Genomic DNA, 16820 nt, shown 5'->3' on the forward strand with positions numbered 1-16820 from the left:
TAATAGTCTGTCAACTTCTTTTTTTAATTTGTTTCAACAAGTTAACTGGGTTATTAATGTGTAACCTACACACTAGCTACTTCCAGCTCGTCTTGATGAGGTGCGTATTATAGACGGTTTATCTTTTGTGTCAACCCGTTTTATTAATGTTTTTGAAGTTATTTTAGGAGATGAATAAATCTGTATTTCTTTCAATGGGTTATGATTTAATTAATTTCAATAGGTTTAGAGACTGACTATAGATGTGCTTTTAACTATACTTTCTATCATCAAAAACGCTTAGCTTTGTTAGATAAATACCTTTTACTATCTTTGAGCTTTATCTTCTATTAGTGCAACCATTTCTCTATTTCCATTTTATAACTTACCCATCTTTTCAAAAAACGCCTTATACGCCGCGACTTTCTTATCCAACGATAATGGATAGGCACGTGAGGTTGACGGTAATCTATATAAGGTTAAGTCATTAACATCCGTTTTTTTATTATTCGCATTCTGCCATTGATAAGGGTAATCCATACTTTGATTGGTTTTCGGATGCTTTGATTTAGCAATTGGCTCATCTAATAACCCAAGTAGCACTTCGGTCGCCTTACCTCCTGTCGTAAACAATGACGCTACCTTCGGCACTTGTGGCAAGATAACCTCTAAATCAACAGGTGTGACTACTGTTAGATTTTTATCCGAAGCATTACCCGTCTCACGGATCGCCTGCTTTACTGTCGGACAAGAAGCAATGCCACGTTCAAACATAAAATCTCGGATACGCTCAGGGTCAAAGCGTTTTTCATCGCCTACTCTAAAGTAGTCAGCATCGTCAAAAAACACTCGGCCATATATCCGCCACATATCATTATAAAAATTGGGATAATGAAAGCTCATCGCCCATTTATCAGCAGTCGGTGGAAACGTACCCATCATCATGACCGTGGCATTGGGCGGTAAGACAGGCTCGAAAGGATGGGTTTCAAGCTCTGTGGCTTTGCTATCAGACAATTTCGATTCAGTATCAGTGGTTTTTTGAATGCTTGGTGTTTTTATAGTCATGATATTCTTCATCAGAAAAGCGGTTTTTTTGGTATCATAGCAAGTCTAAACACTACCTCACTTATAATCACGTTATATAGTCAAACTTAGTCGGTTCAATCAGTTGACTTAAGACAGCGCGATATCATTTTACTTAGCCTGAATTGCTTAGGCTTTGATGGCAGCTGTGAACGCAAATATTGTCATTGCGATAAATGAGCACTGTCGTAAAGTAGTTAATTAGCTTGACTGTGAAGGATTTAACTTTACTATTTATGAGCTAAGGATATGGTTAAAGTGCGGTAAGTGTTTGTATCTTTTATACTAATAGCAACCGCAGTAACTGCGCAAGCATCAGACAAGAAACCAAGAGAGTACTTATGAGTGACTTAAACAGCGATTTAAAAATTACGGTAATCGATCATCCACTAGTCCGTCATAAACTCAGCCTTATGCGCGAAAAAGACTGTAGTACTTATAAATTTCGTACATTGACCAAAGAGCTTGCGCGCTTGATGGCTTATGAAGCAAGCCGTGATTTTGAAATCGAAACTTTCCCAATGGAAGGCTGGTGTGGCGAAATTACTGGTGAGCAAATCATCGGTAAGACGGCAACGATTGTACCGATTTTACGCGCAGGTATTGGCATGCTTGATGGGGTGCTCGACTTGATCCCTACTGCTAAGATTTCTGTGGTCGGCCTACAACGTGATGAAGAAACGTTGCAGCCAGTACCGTTCTTTGAAAAATTCGTGAGCCACATGGACAAACGTCCTGCGCTGATCATTGATCCAATGCTAGCCACGGGCGGCTCAATGGTTGCGACCATCGAGATGCTAAAGAAAAACGGCTGTACTAACATTAAAGCATTGGTATTGGTGGCTGCACCTGAAGGCGTACGCTTGGTAAATGAAGCGCATCCTGACGTGACTATCTATACCGCTGCATTAGACAGCCATTTAGATGAACACGGTTACATCATTCCAGGTCTAGGCGATGCTGGTGATAAGATTTTTGGTAAGCAGTTATCGAATAGATAAGTTGCATTAGGGTAAATAAAGCCGTCATCAAAATTATGGCAATAGCAGACAACATCAATAATAAGGAAAGATAATGAACGTATTGATTACAGGAGCGAGCGCGGGGTTTGGTAAAGCGTTGGCAGAACGTTTGGTTGCTAACGGCCATCGCGTGATTGGTTGCGCCAGACGCCTTGATAAACTGAATGCCTTGGCAGAGACTTTAGGTGAGACTTTTTTACCCGTCGTTATGGATGTGAGTGATACGGCTGCTATCCCGCAAATCATTGCTGACTTGCCTGATGATTTTAAACAAATCGATGTCTTGGTCAATAATGCAGGATTAGCACTGGGTACAGATCCTGCTCACAAAGCCAGTCTTGATGACTGGATGCGTATGACTGATACCAATATTAAAGGCTTGATGGCGCTGACCCATGCGGTCTTGCCAGCGATGGTTGAGCGTGACAGTGGTTATGTCATCAATGTCGGTTCAATTGCTGGTAGCTGGCCTTACTTTGGTGGCAATGTTTACGGCGCAACTAAAGCGTTTGTAAAACAGTTCAGCTTAAACTTGCGAGCGGATCTGATTGGCACCCAAGTGCGTGTGACCAATCTTGAGCCTGGTAATGTGGCTGGCACTGAGTTTTCAAACGTGCGCTATCATGGTGACGATGACAAAGCTGCCAAGGTGTATGACGGCTTTAAAACCATGACAGGTGGAGATATCGGTGATATTTTGTTATGGCTAATTGAGTCACCTGCTCATATCAACGTTAACCGTCTAGAAGTAATGCCAGTCGCCCAGACCTATAATGGATTGACGATTGCCAAGCAAGATTAATATTAACTGCTCGACTAGTTTTAGTGTCAATGTTGATTATCAATATAACACTTATCAACACCGAAGCTGTTAGCGTATCTCATAAGATCGAAGCAATATAGAGTCATCTATATTGCTTTTTTTTATGTCTTCAATAGCTTGCTCATTGACCAAACGCAAATCCTGAAAGTCCAAAATCAACATTTCGTTACGCAGACGTTCACTAGTGCGTTTATTGTGACGTATCGCAAACCCTAATACTTGCTTACCAGTGATGGTTATCTGATTAATAATTATCCTTGAATTATTCACTTTCAGCTTTTTGGACAAATTCTCAGACATTGTCTGAGCATTTATTATTGCCGTCGCTGGATTCACCGTAGTGGTTAACGTCTTAGTCTGTCGTACACTTTTGGGCATATCTCCTGCAAAAAACAATACCTGACCTAATGGTAAATACTGCGCATGCCGTACTAATTCTTGTCGGAACAATGCAGGCATATCTGTATTAAAACTGTCTTCTGTCTGCTGATAAAATGCGGTAAAGTTACGATGCAAATAACGCCCGAACACCGTAGTATTAATCCATTCTTGATAGACATCGTCTGCCAATAACTGCTTGGTAAAAGCACTGGCATCAATTGTGATATCTCTACTCAAAGTAGCAGACAACATCGATAGCAAAAGCGCCTGCGGACTGGTAAATGTCTGCTGCTGCCATACTTGTGGATATAGGCTACTATCGAGTAATGGCAATATTGATCTGCTCATGCACTTATATCCTTGTCAGTTGACGCTACTGCTTTTACCGCCAGCCAAATTCTATGCTATGGTCAGGCGACAGCTTTAATATAGCAGTCTTTTATTCGCGGTATAACTATTTTGTAGCTGTGTACTCTACCGCAATACTTTCTTAGCTAAATTGACCGAGACAGCTTGAAAAATCAAAGTGATATCACTCTATGAAAAAAGACCTCATACCCTTGCCTACTCCCTACCAGCTAAAGACCATTACTGTCCAAACAGCTGATGGAACGCTGCTGCCCGTCTCTGTCATTGGCAAAGGTAAACCTGTCCTATTAATGCACGCTTTTGGTATGGATGCGAGGCAATTTTTACCATTTATTTTACCGCTAATTCAGCACTACTGCTTTTACTTGCCTCATTTTAGAGGTTTTGGTTTGGCTAGTCATCTGACTTTACCAACGTTTGATTTTATTGAGCAATATGCACAAGATACCCAAGATGTGTTTGAATACGTGAGCAAAGAAACTGGCTTTGAGGCTTTTCCTGTGGCCGCGATATCGATGGGAGCATTGGTCATGTGGGCATATTTTCAGCGCTTTGGTACTCAGCGCGTCAGTCATTATCTGAACATTGATCAAGCACCGATTATTCATAATCAGCCAGACTGGCAAGGTGGCGGTGTATTCGGTACACGACAAACCGAATTGTTTGCGCAATTTACACGGTTGATTACTGACACTGCTCCTTATCTACAAGCCGAACAAGTGATTGACTTCCGTCACCTGCCCTATCGATTAAAAGTAAACTTATTAGACATGGAACGCTCTTTTTCTCTGCTCTCTGTCAGTAGCAAACCTTCGCAATTATTGGTAAAAGCCCTCAGTTATCGGGCACCACACAAAATCTCATTAATGGAGCACGCGACTTGGCAACATAAACTGCGCTGCCTATCAGCTTATGTTGCATTGCCCTACGATTACCGCGAGGTTTTGCCCACTATCAATATTCCGACTACTTTACTAATTGGCGCGCGCTCGCAATTATATAGTGCAGAGTGGCAACAGCGTTTGACCACTCTGCTGCCCAATGCGCACAGTATTATTTTGCCAACATCAGGCCATGCCGTGCCGATGGATGCGCCCGTTGCATTTTATAAGGTATTGAAAGAGTTTCTGAGCGCTTAATGATGGGTTTTTTATGAGCTAAATCTAATCTAAATTAGTGACTAGATATTAATCATTTAATGGCTTAATCAATTCAAATCGTGGAATTTCTTTACCATCGACCGTGACCGTTTCAGCGAACATCGCAAGCGGACGTACCCACACGCCATATTCACCATAAAGACAACGATATACCACGAGCGACTCTTCAGTCTCTGAGTGCCGCGCCGTATGCAGCATTTGGTAAAGGCTGCCTTTATAGTGGCGGTAAATGCCTTGGGGAATGGTTTTAGTCATAGCAAACTCCTACTATTAAAAAATGGCTGCTAATTATCGCTTCATAAAAAAGGTCGACAATGACTGCCGACCTCGCTCTTAATCATTTTTATAGATTATCTAACCAACCGTCACTTTCGCATAAGCTTTTTTACCTGCTTGAATCACGACCGTCTGACCTGAGGTTAGACTAAAGCCGCCATCAACGACTTCGCCATCTACTTTTACCGCGCCACGTTTTACCATGTCTTTGGCAGCTGAGTTGTTTTTAGCGAGCTTAGCTTGATTCAAGATCTGAGTGATAAATAACGCATTTTGCCCTTCTAGATCCAACATGATTTCTGGCAAGTCAACTGGTAGCTCGCCATCTGCTAAGACGTTACCGGCAGATTTGTGCGCATTAGCAGCGGCATCAGCATCATGGAAACGCTCGATTAATTCTTCGGCTAAGATACGTTTGATTTCTTGTGGGTTACGGCCACCTTCCATTTCACGCATCAAGCTTGCCACTTCCTCCATTGGCTTAAAGCTTAAAAACTCAAAGTAGCGATGGATCAGTGTGTCCGGCATCGACAGGATTTTTTGATACATGGTGCCTGGTGCATCATAGATAGCGACATAGTTGCCCAGTGATTTGGACATTTTGTTAACACCGTCTAACCCTTCTAAGATTGGCACAGTGATACACACTTGCTGCTCTTGGTCATAGCGTCCTTGCAACGTACGCCCCATCAACAAGTTAAAGGTTTGATCAGTACCGCCTAGCTCAACATCAGCTTTTAGCGCGATAGAATCATAGCCTTGCACCAATGGATAGAGAAACTCATGGATTGAAATAGGCGTTTGCGAGGCATAGCGTTTAGAGAAGTCATCACGCTCAAGCATACGTGAGACCGTCTGCTGACTGGCAAGCTGAATCATATCAGCAGCGCTCATGTCTTTGAACCACTCAGAGTTAAAAACCACGCGAGTTTTTTCTTTGTCCAAGATTTTAAATACTTGCTCAGCATAAGTCGTGGCATTGGCTTTGATTTGCTCATCGGTCAACGGTGGACGCGTGCTGTTTTTGCCAGAAGGGTCACCAATCTTTGCGGTATAATCGCCGATTAGAAAATAAATCTCATGACCCAAATCTTGAAAATGCTTAAGCTTATTGATCAATACTGTGTGACCTAAATGCAGATCTGGTGCGGTAGGATCAAATCCTGCCTTGATACGTAGCGGACGATTTAGCTTTAGCTTAGCCACTAAATCATCTTCAGATAATATCTCTTGCGTACCGCGCTGAATAAGGGCCAGTTGTTCTTCTAGGGTGTAAGTTTGATTGGTCATGATGCTCTCTATATATCACTTTAATTGGGATTTTTATGAATGACGGTTACTGGCTCAACACCTTAGGAAGTTTAGAACCTCAAAAGGTCAGAAAAAATGCTAGAATTTGACGGATATACTAGCGTTTTTTAAGGTAAATTGCCATGACCAACCCCGCATCGATTGCTGATACTGACCATAATGCCCTCGCAGACTTGCTTATGAATAATGGTTTGGATAACCCTTCAGACGATATTGATGGTTTGCCCTTTAATAATTCGAACTATGCCACCCTAACTGATGCACTTGAGCAAACGGTGTTTGAAAGCTTTGATGATGGTTTATATATTGGCATGATGTCTGGCACCAGTTTGGACGGTATGGATGCTGTCCTTTGCCAGTTTAATCCTGAGATGAGCAACGAAGACAACACTCAACCGCCGATGCGATTGCTTACGACCTATAGCCAAGATTTTCCGCCACGTCTGCGTGAAGTGTTACTGGCATTATGTCAGCCGAATGGTGTGAATCAACTCGTACCAGAGGCCGATGAACCAAACAGTGAATTGGATTGGTTCGGTTGGGCAAGTCGCACGTATGCTGAGTTCGCGAGTGAAGTGGTCAATACTTTATTGCAGCAATCAAATACCGATCCTGAGTCAGTGCTAGCGATTGGCTGTCATGGACAAACCGTACGCCATCGCCCGCAGATGGGATTCACGTTGCAACTGGTCGATGCCAATATCATCGCTGAGCGCACAGGCATCAGCGTGGTCAATGATTTCCGACGTCGTGATATGGCCGTTGGTGGTCAAGGCGCGCCTTTAGTACCTGCATTTCATCAGGCATTATTTGCCAATCCCGATAGCACACGTGTGCTATTAAACTTAGGTGGTATTGCCAATATAACCGTCTTGCCAGCCAATGAAAAAGACCAAGTTGTTGGCTACGATACGGGTCCTGCCAACTTATTATTGGATGCGTGGATATCTTTGCATACCGACAATGCTTATGATGCAGGTGGCGCTTGGGCTCAGTCTGGATCCATCATTGAACCGCTATTACAGCAACTTTTGGCACATCCGTTTTTTGCTCAGTCTCATCCCAAAAGCACAGGCCGTGAGGATTTTAACTTAACTTGGTTGCAGGGTGAGCTACAGGCTTTTGAGCAAGCCAATGCTAACATCAGTTACTCAGCAGCCGATGTGCAAGCAACCTTGACTGAGCTAACGGTCATCAGTGCCAGTACGCAAATCAATATGTTTGTCAGCACTTCAAAAAACAGCTCAGTATGTGTTTGCGGTGGCGGCGCATTTAATGACTATTTAATGGCACGCCTGCAAGCACACCTACCCCATTGCACAGTAAAAACCACTGAATATTTAGGACTTGCGCCAACATGGGTAGAGGCGGTTGCTTTTGCATGGTTAGCTAGACAAACATTGATGGGTGAAACTGGTAATTTACCAGCGGTAACGGGTGCAAATAAAGGCGTGGTATTGGGTCAAGTATGTTTTGCCTGACCAGTTAAATTTTAGTTTACATACGTGCACCTATGTGTTTTATAATGACTTTTGAAACGCCATCCTCTTAGGACCTGTAAGTATAGGATATATCGCATGAGCCAGAATAGTAGTTCACCTATCGACCAAGCCACCACTGATGACACAAATAATATGACTGCAGCACCTGTACATAAATCGCGTCAAAAACCACCTCACTACGAGCGTTCTGATGATACGCGTGTGGTAGTCACAGGTATGGGCGCCATTACGCCGCTCGGTCTAGACGTCGATAGCTCATGGACCAAATTGCTCAATGGCGAGAGTGGTATCTCACCGATTACACATTTCGATGCCACCGGCTACCGTGCGCAAATCGCAGGCGTGATCAAAGACTTTGATGCCAAGCAATATATGAATGCCAAAGATGCGCGTCGCTATGATGAGTTCATGCATTATGGGGTTGCCGCTTCTGCCATGGCCCTAAAGCACGCTGGTTTTATCGATGAAGTCAGTGCTGCTGATGCGCCTGTGCAAGGCGTTGACCAAGATCGCTTCGGTATTATTTTAGGTTCAGGTATTGGCGGTATCCAAACAATCGAAAACAGCCGTGATACCCTACACGAAAAAGGCGCGGGCAAAGTCTCACCTTTTATTATTCCAGGCTCTATCGTCAATATGGCCGCTGGACTGGTAGCGATTAAGCATAAGTTAAAAGGCCCAAACCTTGCGACCTCAACAGCTTGTACCACGGCGACTCATGCTATGGGTCTTGCTGCTCGTTTGATTGCTTACGGTGATGCCGATGTTATGTTGGCAGGCGGTAGTGAAAAAGGCTCTAGCCCACTTGGTATAGCTGGCTTTAGTGCTATGCATGCACTCTCTACGCGCAACGACGAGCCAACCAAAGCCTCGCGTCCATTTGATAAAGGTCGTGACGGGTTTGTCCTTGGTGATGGTGCTGGCGTGGTGGTATTAGAAAGCCTTGCTCATGCTAAAGCGCGCGGTGCAACGATATTGGCAGAACTAGTCGGGTTTGGTATGAGTGATGACGCCAGTCATATTACTGCACCACCAGAAGACGGTAGCGGTGCGGCAAGAGCGATGCAAAATGCACTAAATGATGCTGGTATCGAATCATCAAGCGTAGGCTATGTCAACGCTCATGGTACCAGTACCCCTGCGGGTGACGTGGCTGAGTCTATTGCTATCGAAACTGTATTCTCTCCTGTAAAAGACAGCATCCTAGTTAGCTCAACCAAGTCGATGACCGGTCACTTACTTGGTGCCGCTGGTGGAGTTGAAGCTATCTTTACAGTATTAGCCCTACAGCATCAGCATGTACCACCTACGATTAATCTAGATGATGTCGAGGACAACTGTAACCTTGATTATGTGGCTAATCAATCACGCAAAGTTGATAACTTGCAGTACGCAGTATCCAACAGCTTTGGCTTTGGTGGTACCAATGGCTCATTGGTATTTGCTCGCTGGCCTGTCAGTCAATAATAGCTACCCATCTACAGCGCAGCGCATGGTAATGAGTGCGTTGTAACGTTGGTGTCAGATTTGCTACGTTTGTCCACTTGCAGCCCCTTATCGTACTTGCGTATGATAAGGGGTAATTTTTGGAACATTTATGGAAGATACCATGTCAAGCTACTCATTTTCCCATCAGTTTTATCAACGCTGGACGTGTGCACCTGAGCCAGTACGCGCAGCGATTACCCAAGAACTAAAAGATATCACTACTCTACTGCAATCTGATACCTCATTTGAAGACTTCACTTTTAACACCCATGATTTAGATGCGCATGTAGACGAGCTATATGACAATTACAATGCAGAGCAAGCCATTGCTAAAGCAATCACGGACAAACAAGAGCAAGAAGACGCAGCAGCTGCAAAACAAAAACTAGAAGACGAGCAGAGGAAAAAAGAAGCAGAAGAAGCCACACGCAAGGCAGAAGCGACTCAAAAAGAACAAGAAAAAAATACGCAGTCAGCGTTAGAGAAAGACAACGAACTGGCTGCTACCGACGTAGCTAAAGTAAACACAGATAAAGTCGTGGCAGATAATGCCGTTACTGACGATTTTGTTACTGATAATTCTAGCGCAAAGACTGAAAAAAATGCATCAGAAGCAAAAAATACTGAAGGCAATGCTAGCGATAATAAAAGTGCTGATAACAAAACCATTAGCGAACAGGCACATGCGCTTAGTGATAACCACATTAAAGATATTAATAATAAAGCCAGTGCAGCGATTAATTTGGCCTTAAAAGACGCGAAGCTAGATGCAACACATCAACAGCTAATCCGCGAGCTAGAAACACAGGTCGATGACTATCTAAGTGAGCAAATGATGCTAATGTCTGAAAACCTAAAGTCTTGGCTACGTGCTGAGGTCACTCAACACTTTAGCGAGCAGAGTGATTCAACTACTAATAACGAAGCTGCTAAGAAAAATATTCACTAATAGTGATTGTTTTTCAGTGTTAGACGTATATTTAGAAACAGCCGCTCAGTACTAAGTACTAAATAATGAACACTAAAAAGCCCCGTAAATAATTTACGGGGCTTTTTAGTACTTTTAGTTAATGTTTTGAGCTTGGTATTAAATAGCTTTAGTACGTTCAGTCAACCATTCAAGCGCTGCACCTTCAACACGATCTTTTAGCTCTGCGAAGACTTGGCTATGATAGTCATTTAGCCAATCAATCTCGGTTTGATCCAACAGTGACGGCTCAATCAGACGCGTATCGATTGGGCAGTAAGTGATGGTCTCAAAGTTCAAGAAATCACCAAACTCTGTCTCAGTAGGCTTGGCAACTGGCGTATTCACTACCAAGTTCTCGATACGAATACCCCATTTGCCTTCGCGGTATAGACCTGGCTCATTACTAGAAATCATACCTTCTTTCATCGCACGCTCTTTTGGTGTGCTAGCGCTATAAGCGATGACTTGTGGGCCTTCGTGTACGTTTAAGAAATAACCAACGCCGTGACCCGTACCATGACCATAGTCCATCTGTGCTTGCCACAACGGCGCACGGCAAATAGCATCGATCAATGGTGAGGCGATACCATCAGGGAAATGAGCACGAGCTAGCGCAATGTGGGCTTTTAGCACAATAGTAAAGTCGCGTTTATGCTCGGCAGTGACTTGTCCAATACCGACTACGCGGGTGATATCAGTCGTACCGTTTTGATATTGTGCGCCTGAGTCAATCAGTAGCAATCCGCCTTTGCCCTCGGCCACATCAAGGTAGCTGAATTTTTCTGGCGTTGCACGGTAATGTGGCAATGCGCCATTTTCGTTAAAGCCTGCGATGGTTGGGAAGCTTGGCGAGACATAATGCGGCTGACGACTGCGCACGTCTATCAGCATACTATCAACATCTAGCTCACTTAAACGCTCGCCGTTTGCTAGACGCTGCTCAAATGTAGCAAAAAACTCAGCTAAGGCAGCGCCATCTTGACGCATCGCTTCACGGACATGATCGATATCTGCATCTGATTTTACAGATTTGAGTAATGTACTAGGCGCCATTTGCTCAATGAAGCCAACATCATCTGCCATTTTTGAGAGCGTACCTACTGCGACTTTGCTCGGATCTAACAGTAGTAAATCGTCTGGTGTTAATGCACTCAATGCCTCTTGCACAGCAGAATAGTCAGCCAATGTGATACCACTGTCTTTTAAACTCTGTGCAATATCTTCGTTTACTTTATTAATATCAACAAACAACGTTGCTTTGTCGGCGTCAATCAACATATGTGACAAGAATACAGGATTATAATCAACATCCGCACCGCGCAAGTTCGTCAACCAAGCGATATCGTCTAAGCTTGAAAGTAAATGATGGGTCGCACCCGCTTCTGCCATGCCTTCGCGCACTGCAGCTAGCTTTGAGGTGGCAGACTGAGCAAGGAACTGCTCATCATGAGCGTATAATTTGGCCGCTGGTAGTGCTGGACGATCTGTCCAAATCTCTGTCAGCACATCACGCTCAGTGATCAAAGTAATATCATTGGCATCAAAAGCATTTAACAGGCGATCTTGCTCAGCGATAGATAGCACATTGCCATCTACTGCTACGCTATCCCCTTCTTGCAAATGCTCGGCTAGCCAATCGATATGATTTGGCTGACCTGGCGCAAGCTTTTCTAAAGTAATACCTGTGCCTTCTAACTGGTCGGCAGCATGTACCCAATAACGGCTATCCGTCCATAGACCTGCAAAATCAGCAGTCACAACCAGCGTACCGACAGAACCGGTAAACCCTGATAGCCATAAGCGTGCTTGCCAGTACTCTGGTAGATATTCAGATAAATGTGGATCAGCAGAGGGTACGATAATTGCGGTGAGATCTTGCGCGGCTAAGGTGCTACGTAAGTTAGCAATACGTTCGTGAATGGCTTGTTTATTCATTGAATGTGTCCTTATAGAAATTATAAAAATATGATGATGGAGCGATTATTTACAATCGTCTTGTTCTAATAGTCATCTTGTTTGAGTTGTTAATACCGCTTTAGTTTTAATAAGATATTTATCATTGATAGCAATTATTCAAGCAAAAAATCTACTTATTTAGCTATCTAATTATGTTTGTTTGGGTAATTACTTCTACTTATTGAGAATAAAAAATTGAGATTAATATTGCGTCACTGGGGTTCACAGTGCCCTATCATTAGATGTTTGGGCAGATAGTAAGCTTTCAATGGCTTGTGCCAAATATCTCATCAACTAAAACAATAAAACGTGCTACCAGTAATGGTAACACGTCTCATCATGTGTCACTTGTGCTGTTGTTAATCACAAATGTACATCAGATTATCTTATTGCTTGGCCAATTGTTTCTCATGCTCGCTTTCTTTAAGCATTTTATTGATAGGTTTTGCTAGTATCAATAGTAGTACAGCGGTAACTACCAAGAAGATGGTCATGGTAGTAAATAGACCTGGTAAGCCTTCGATTTTGTCAGCAGATACATGCCCACCAAAGAAGGCGGCAACCAAGTTACCCATAGCGATAGAAGCAAAGAACAGCCCCATCATTTGGCCTTGCATACCCTCTGGCGCTAGCTTAGTCATGGCAGACAACCCAACTGGGCTTAATGCTAACTCACCTAGCGTCAATAATAATAAACTACCAACCAACCATAGTGGTGATGCCAAGCCAGCACCAGGCGATAAAATGCTTTTAGAGGCGAAAATCATCAAGGCAAAACCTGCCGCTGCGAGTAGCATACCGAGTGCAAACTTAGCCATACTGCTCGGCTCAAGTCCTCGGTTACCAAGCTTGACCCAAACAATACTAATGATGGGAGCTAAGATCAGAATAAATAAAGGGTTCAATGACTGAAACCAAATACTCGGTATCTCAAAACCTAAAACATTCAGATCAGTATAACGATCGGCAAATAAGTTAAAAGACGTTGGCTGCTGCTCAAAGCTTGACCAAAACAGCGTCGAGCCAATGATTAAAACAAAGCAAATTAGCAAGCGTAGTTTGTCTGTCTTATCCAATCGTGGTGAGATAAACATAATAGCGAAATACAAGATGACCACCGCAGCAATGATATACGTCATATACTCTGCAACCATCTCAGGATTGAACGATATCATGCCGGTAGACACTAATAGCACTGCGGCTACTAGCAAGGCGACAAAACCACCAACCCAGCGACCGATGTTTTTGTAATGGTCGTTAGATTTTTCCCACTCGGCTGAGATACCTTTAGCACGTGCATAACGCGTTAAGTTCTTTTGCGCGAAAAAACGATAGATCAATAATGAAACTAGCATACCCAAACCACCAACGCCAAAGCCGACATGCCACATGCCTTTTTCTTTGAATACGCCAACGATAAGTGCTGCCAATAACGCACCGATGTTTATACCCATATAAAATAAGGTAAAACCGCCATCACGGCGAGAGTCACCTTTGGGGTACAAGGCACCGACCATCACTGAGATACAGGTCTTAAATAACCCTGAACCCAAGACAATACAGATTAAACCAACAAAGAATAATGTCATGCCAAACATCGCTGAAAGCGCGATACACAAGTGACCAAGGGCAATAATAATACTGCCCCACCATAACGCACGCTCTTGACCTAACCAGTTATCTGCTAACCAACCACCTGGTACTGCTGCTAAGTATAACGAACCCGCAAAAATACCATAAATAGCAGAAGCGGTGACTTCATCGAAGCCAAAACCGCCACTGCTCACTGTTGCCACCATAAATAGAACTAATAGTGGACGGATACTATAATAGGAGAATCGCTCCCACATTTCGGTAAAAAACAATGAGCGTAAGGGCGCAGGATGTCCCATAAAGCCATTGTCTAGTGCTTCTAGCTCTGCTGCACTAGCCCCCGATTTTGTTTCTGTGCCCATAACTTTATTCCTTTAAAGATCATATTTGTAATGACCAAACCCCTGATTATTCAGATGGACGGTCATATAGGCGGAACATTGTTTCACTTGGTTATAATCAAGTAAAGAAAAAATTGGTCAAAAATTACACAAATACCTATAAAAAAAGCCCGCTCTCAATGGTTGAGAACGGACTCTTTGTATAGGTATCTAAGACAGTAATATTATGCTTATAGCACTGTTGATACAGACTTCATAATGCAGCTCATTTAACAATCGAGTAGCACTATTTTAGCTCATTTACATAGTCATACTACAGCTTACTGTGCTGCGGCCTCATCAGTAGCGTCGCTAGCGTTCCCAGCATCTACATCACTATCCGCTTGCTCAGCTGTCAAATCAGCATCGGCAACAGCAGCTTGGCTTACAGTACCAGAGGCAGTTGCGGTACCAGCTTCTGCGGTTACAACTGCACTATCCGCATCTGCCGCCGGGGTTACGGTTGCATCTGCTGCAGTATCAGGTGCTGTAGCATCTGACGCTTCTTCTGTTGTTGCAGCTTCTGCATCGGCTGGAGCCGCTTCTTCAGTAGCAGTGGCTTCTGCTTCATCTGCCGCAGCTGATGCTTCAGTTGTCTCAGCAGTGATATGCTCGCCTGCTGGACGCAAAAATGCAGAAACACCAATAAGTAAGACAATACCTAAGAACATGGCAATGCCACCTAAAGCGAATAACAGCTCTTTTTTTGGATTGTTATTAACGATACCTTCTGACATACCTTATCCACCTTGCACAAAATATTTGAAATATTGACCTATTATATCGCAATTTATACTGATTTGTGAAAACCCTTAAGTATTTAAAGGGTTTATTATCCACAATTTAAATATTCATTTTTGGCACTTGTGACAGCTAACTACTTAATCAGTTATCTATTATTCGCTATCAACACATCTTACTCAACAATACTACTTAACCAAACGTACTGGAGTCTTAGTACGTTTACCCAAATAGCTAAGTATCAGCAACAGAGCCATGATAAACAAAATAGGATACTGACCAAAGCGCATGAATGGCGTATTGCCAACTCGTGCCTGAATATCACCGCGCAATACAGTACGCTCAAACTGCGGTGCCCGCTCTACAATACGACCTTTGTGGTCAATAATAGCCGTCACACCTGTATTGGTCGCACGCATAAACCAGCGACCGTTCTCTAATGCGCGCATCTGTACCATCTGTAGATGCTGTAGTGGGCCTGCTGACGTACCAAACCAAGCGTCGTTTGAGATGGTCAATAAGAAGTCCGTGCCAATCGCGTTTTTGCGCGTGGTATCTGGATAAGCCACTTCGTAACAGATGGCTGCGCCTAAATTATGCCCTCGCACACGTAGCGGTGACTGCTGATCACTGCCGCGACTATAGCTCATAATGTCTTGGCTACCTGCCAGATTAGGCAGAATATCAAGCACGCCTTGGAATGGAATATATTCACCAAATGGCACCAGACGTTGCTTCTTATACAGCCCCTCTGCCTGTGCCCCTAGCGCAACCACGCTATTATAGAACGGCGGATATTTATCTGTACTGGCATCAAACGCTGCTTCATCCTTATAAGGAATACCTGTCACCCATGTCGTATCAGTCTCTTTGGCCATCGCGACCATTTCACTGATAAAACCAACAGCTTCTGTCTGAAACATAGGAATCGACGATTCAGGCCACAGCACGATGTCACGCCCCCACTCGTCACGGGTCAACGTTGCATAGATTTTTAGCGTCTCAATCTGATACTCGGTGAGCCATTTTAGGTCTTGAGGGATATTACCTTGAATCAAAGATACCGATAAATCAGGAGTACCTTTTGGTTTGGTCCACTGCGGATTGATCAACCATAGCGTGCTACTAATGATAAGCAAAGCTATCGATGGAATCATATAGCCACCGCGGCGACGCAACAGCTCAACGATACTGGCAGCTAGTAGTACCGCCACGAAAGAAACTGCAAAGACACCAGCCACAGGCGCGAGCGAAGACAGCCAATACTGCTCAGTAAACGCGTAACCAACGAATAGCCAAGGAAAGCCAGTAAACAACCAAGTTTTCATCCACTCTTGGAGTATCCACAGGGCAGCAAAAGATAACGGCTGCTTGCCGACCACACGATTAAAGATTAGCGCCAAAAAGCCATGGAACAAACCCATGCCTAGACCCATGAGCGCAATCATAATCAAAGCAAGCCATGCGGGTGTATCGCCATAAACGTGTATCGAGGTGTATAGCCAAAACGCGCCAACACACCACAGCCCCGTACCGTAAGCCTGACCAATTAGAAAGGCGCGGCGACCTGTCATCGCTGGTACCAATAACGCATATAAGATGGCAGGTGATACCAAGGCAACTGGCCAAATGCCATAAGGCGCGAGCGCGAGTATGAAAGCTGCCCCTGCCAGCCAAGCTATTAGTACCGTCAACCCCATATGTAAACCTTTTGGCTTATCGGGGTTCAGACGTTTTTGCAAATCAACAGTAGACAGACGCATAGCAGTTATCCAAAACCATA

General features: G+C 43.8%; 14 protein-coding genes. 6 read left to right on the forward strand and 8 right to left on the reverse strand.

Features of this window, described 5'->3' with window-relative positions; genetic code table 11:
- Nucleotides 1-357: 357 nt before the first annotated feature.
- The gene (locus tag V6252_RS09895) at nucleotides 358-924 is read right to left on the reverse strand and encodes a DNA glycosylase (protein WP_367179724.1); all 567 of its coding nucleotides are present in this window, start codon (nucleotides 922-924) and stop codon (nucleotides 358-360) included.
- A gap of 482 nt (nucleotides 925-1406) precedes the next feature.
- On the opposite strand from V6252_RS09895, the gene upp reads away from it, so the two are divergent.
- Both upp and V6252_RS09905 read left to right on the forward strand, forming a co-directional pair.
- Nucleotides 1407-2066 (forward strand): uracil phosphoribosyltransferase, encoded by a 660-nt coding sequence (gene upp, locus V6252_RS09900; RefSeq protein ID WP_057761878.1) that lies wholly within the window; start codon nucleotides 1407-1409, stop codon nucleotides 2064-2066.
- Between the two features lie 73 nt (nucleotides 2067-2139).
- Nucleotides 2140-2889 carry an SDR family NAD(P)-dependent oxidoreductase gene (locus V6252_RS09905; RefSeq protein WP_341610281.1) on the forward strand — a complete coding sequence of 250 codons (750 nt, stop codon included), beginning with the start codon at nucleotides 2140-2142 and terminating at the stop codon, nucleotides 2887-2889.
- Between the two features lie 69 nt (nucleotides 2890-2958).
- Here the strand turns inward: V6252_RS09905 and V6252_RS09910 are convergent, their stop codons facing one another.
- Nucleotides 2959-3639 carry a hypothetical protein gene (locus tag V6252_RS09910; protein WP_341610282.1) on the reverse strand — a complete coding sequence of 227 codons (681 nt, stop codon included), beginning with the start codon at nucleotides 3637-3639 and terminating at the stop codon, nucleotides 2959-2961.
- A 191-nt stretch (nucleotides 3640-3830) separates the two neighbouring features.
- On the opposite strand from V6252_RS09910, the gene V6252_RS09915 reads away from it, so the two are divergent.
- The gene (locus V6252_RS09915; RefSeq protein WP_341610283.1) at nucleotides 3831-4799 is read left to right on the forward strand and encodes an alpha/beta hydrolase; all 969 of its coding nucleotides are present in this window, start codon (nucleotides 3831-3833) and stop codon (nucleotides 4797-4799) included.
- 48 nt (nucleotides 4800-4847) lie between these two features.
- On the opposite strand, the gene V6252_RS09920 is transcribed toward V6252_RS09915, so the two are convergent.
- Both V6252_RS09920 and tyrS read right to left on the reverse strand, forming a co-directional pair.
- Nucleotides 4848-5075 (reverse strand): DUF1653 domain-containing protein, encoded by a 228-nt coding sequence (locus V6252_RS09920; RefSeq protein WP_341610284.1) that lies wholly within the window; start codon nucleotides 5073-5075, stop codon nucleotides 4848-4850.
- A gap of 99 nt (nucleotides 5076-5174) precedes the next feature.
- Nucleotides 5175-6386: a tyrosine--tRNA ligase gene (gene tyrS, locus V6252_RS09925; RefSeq protein ID WP_341610285.1), complete on the reverse strand. Its 1212-nt coding sequence runs from the start codon at nucleotides 6384-6386 to the stop codon at nucleotides 5175-5177.
- Between the two features lie 200 nt (nucleotides 6387-6586).
- On the opposite strand from tyrS, the gene V6252_RS09930 reads away from it, so the two are divergent.
- The 3 genes from V6252_RS09930 (at nucleotide 6587) to V6252_RS09940 (ending at nucleotide 10346) form a co-directional block, all read left to right on the forward strand.
- Nucleotides 6587-7888, forward strand: a complete 1302-nt coding sequence (locus V6252_RS09930; RefSeq protein WP_425355876.1) for an anhydro-N-acetylmuramic acid kinase — start codon at nucleotides 6587-6589, stop codon at nucleotides 7886-7888.
- Nucleotides 7889-8041: 153 nt separating this feature from the next.
- A complete protein-coding gene (gene fabF, locus V6252_RS09935; RefSeq protein ID WP_290178579.1) occupies nucleotides 8042-9376 on the forward strand; it encodes a beta-ketoacyl-ACP synthase II in 1335 nt (444 codons plus the stop codon).
- A gap of 130 nt (nucleotides 9377-9506) precedes the next feature.
- Entirely contained in the window at nucleotides 9507-10346 is an 840-nt protein-coding gene (locus V6252_RS09940; RefSeq protein WP_341610287.1) for a hypothetical protein, read from the forward strand.
- Nucleotides 10347-10484: 138 nt separating this feature from the next.
- Here the strand turns inward: V6252_RS09940 and V6252_RS09945 are convergent, their stop codons facing one another.
- The 4 genes from V6252_RS09945 to lnt form a co-directional block, all read right to left on the reverse strand.
- The gene (locus tag V6252_RS09945) at nucleotides 10485-12302 is read right to left on the reverse strand and encodes an aminopeptidase P family protein (RefSeq protein WP_341610288.1); all 1818 of its coding nucleotides are present in this window, start codon (nucleotides 12300-12302) and stop codon (nucleotides 10485-10487) included.
- 407 nt (nucleotides 12303-12709) lie between these two features.
- Nucleotides 12710-14278, reverse strand: a complete 1569-nt coding sequence (locus V6252_RS09950; protein ID WP_341610289.1) for a peptide MFS transporter — start codon at nucleotides 14276-14278, stop codon at nucleotides 12710-12712.
- A gap of 299 nt (nucleotides 14279-14577) precedes the next feature.
- Entirely contained in the window at nucleotides 14578-15033 is a 456-nt protein-coding gene (locus tag V6252_RS09955; RefSeq protein WP_341610290.1) for a hypothetical protein, read from the reverse strand.
- A gap of 192 nt (nucleotides 15034-15225) precedes the next feature.
- On the reverse strand, nucleotides 15226-16800 hold the full coding sequence (lnt, locus tag V6252_RS09960; protein ID WP_341610291.1) for an apolipoprotein N-acyltransferase: 1575 nt from the start codon (nucleotides 16798-16800) through the stop codon (nucleotides 15226-15228).
- Between the last annotated feature and the right edge of the window lie 20 nt (nucleotides 16801-16820).

This window comes from Psychrobacter proteolyticus, from assembly GCF_038155145.1.
Taxonomy (GTDB): domain Bacteria; phylum Pseudomonadota; class Gammaproteobacteria; order Pseudomonadales; family Moraxellaceae; genus Psychrobacter; species Psychrobacter proteolyticus_B.

What these genes read in the sequence shown, in the direction of transcription:
- V6252_RS09930 (WP_425355876.1), top strand. Translation starts at nt 6,587, where the DNA reads ATGAATAATGGTTTGGATAACCCTTCAGACGATATTGATGGTTTGCCC.
- V6252_RS09920 (WP_341610284.1), bottom strand. Translation starts at nt 5,075, where the DNA reads ATGACTAAAACCATTCCCCAAGGCATTTACCGCCACTATAAAGGCAGC.
- V6252_RS09915 (WP_341610283.1), top strand. Translation starts at nt 3,831, where the DNA reads ATGAAAAAAGACCTCATACCCTTGCCTACTCCCTACCAGCTAAAGACC.
- upp (WP_057761878.1), top strand. Translation starts at nt 1,407, where the DNA reads ATGAGTGACTTAAACAGCGATTTAAAAATTACGGTAATCGATCATCCA.
- V6252_RS09940 (WP_341610287.1), top strand. Translation starts at nt 9,507, where the DNA reads ATGGAAGATACCATGTCAAGCTACTCATTTTCCCATCAGTTTTATCAA.
- V6252_RS09955 (WP_341610290.1), bottom strand. Translation starts at nt 15,033, where the DNA reads ATGTCAGAAGGTATCGTTAATAACAATCCAAAAAAAGAGCTGTTATTC.
- fabF (WP_290178579.1), top strand. Translation starts at nt 8,042, where the DNA reads ATGACTGCAGCACCTGTACATAAATCGCGTCAAAAACCACCTCACTAC.
- V6252_RS09895 (WP_367179724.1), bottom strand. Translation starts at nt 924, where the DNA reads ATGATGATGGGTACGTTTCCACCGACTGCTGATAAATGGGCGATGAGC.
- lnt (WP_341610291.1), bottom strand. Translation starts at nt 16,800, where the DNA reads ATGCGTCTGTCTACTGTTGATTTGCAAAAACGTCTGAACCCCGATAAG.
- V6252_RS09910 (WP_341610282.1), bottom strand. Translation starts at nt 3,639, where the DNA reads ATGAGCAGATCAATATTGCCATTACTCGATAGTAGCCTATATCCACAA.
- V6252_RS09945 (WP_341610288.1), bottom strand. Translation starts at nt 12,302, where the DNA reads ATGAATAAACAAGCCATTCACGAACGTATTGCTAACTTACGTAGCACC.
- tyrS (WP_341610285.1), bottom strand. Translation starts at nt 6,386, where the DNA reads ATGACCAATCAAACTTACACCCTAGAAGAACAACTGGCCCTTATTCAG.
- V6252_RS09950 (WP_341610289.1), bottom strand. Translation starts at nt 14,278, where the DNA reads ATGGGCACAGAAACAAAATCGGGGGCTAGTGCAGCAGAGCTAGAAGCA.
- V6252_RS09905 (WP_341610281.1), top strand. Translation starts at nt 2,140, where the DNA reads ATGAACGTATTGATTACAGGAGCGAGCGCGGGGTTTGGTAAAGCGTTG.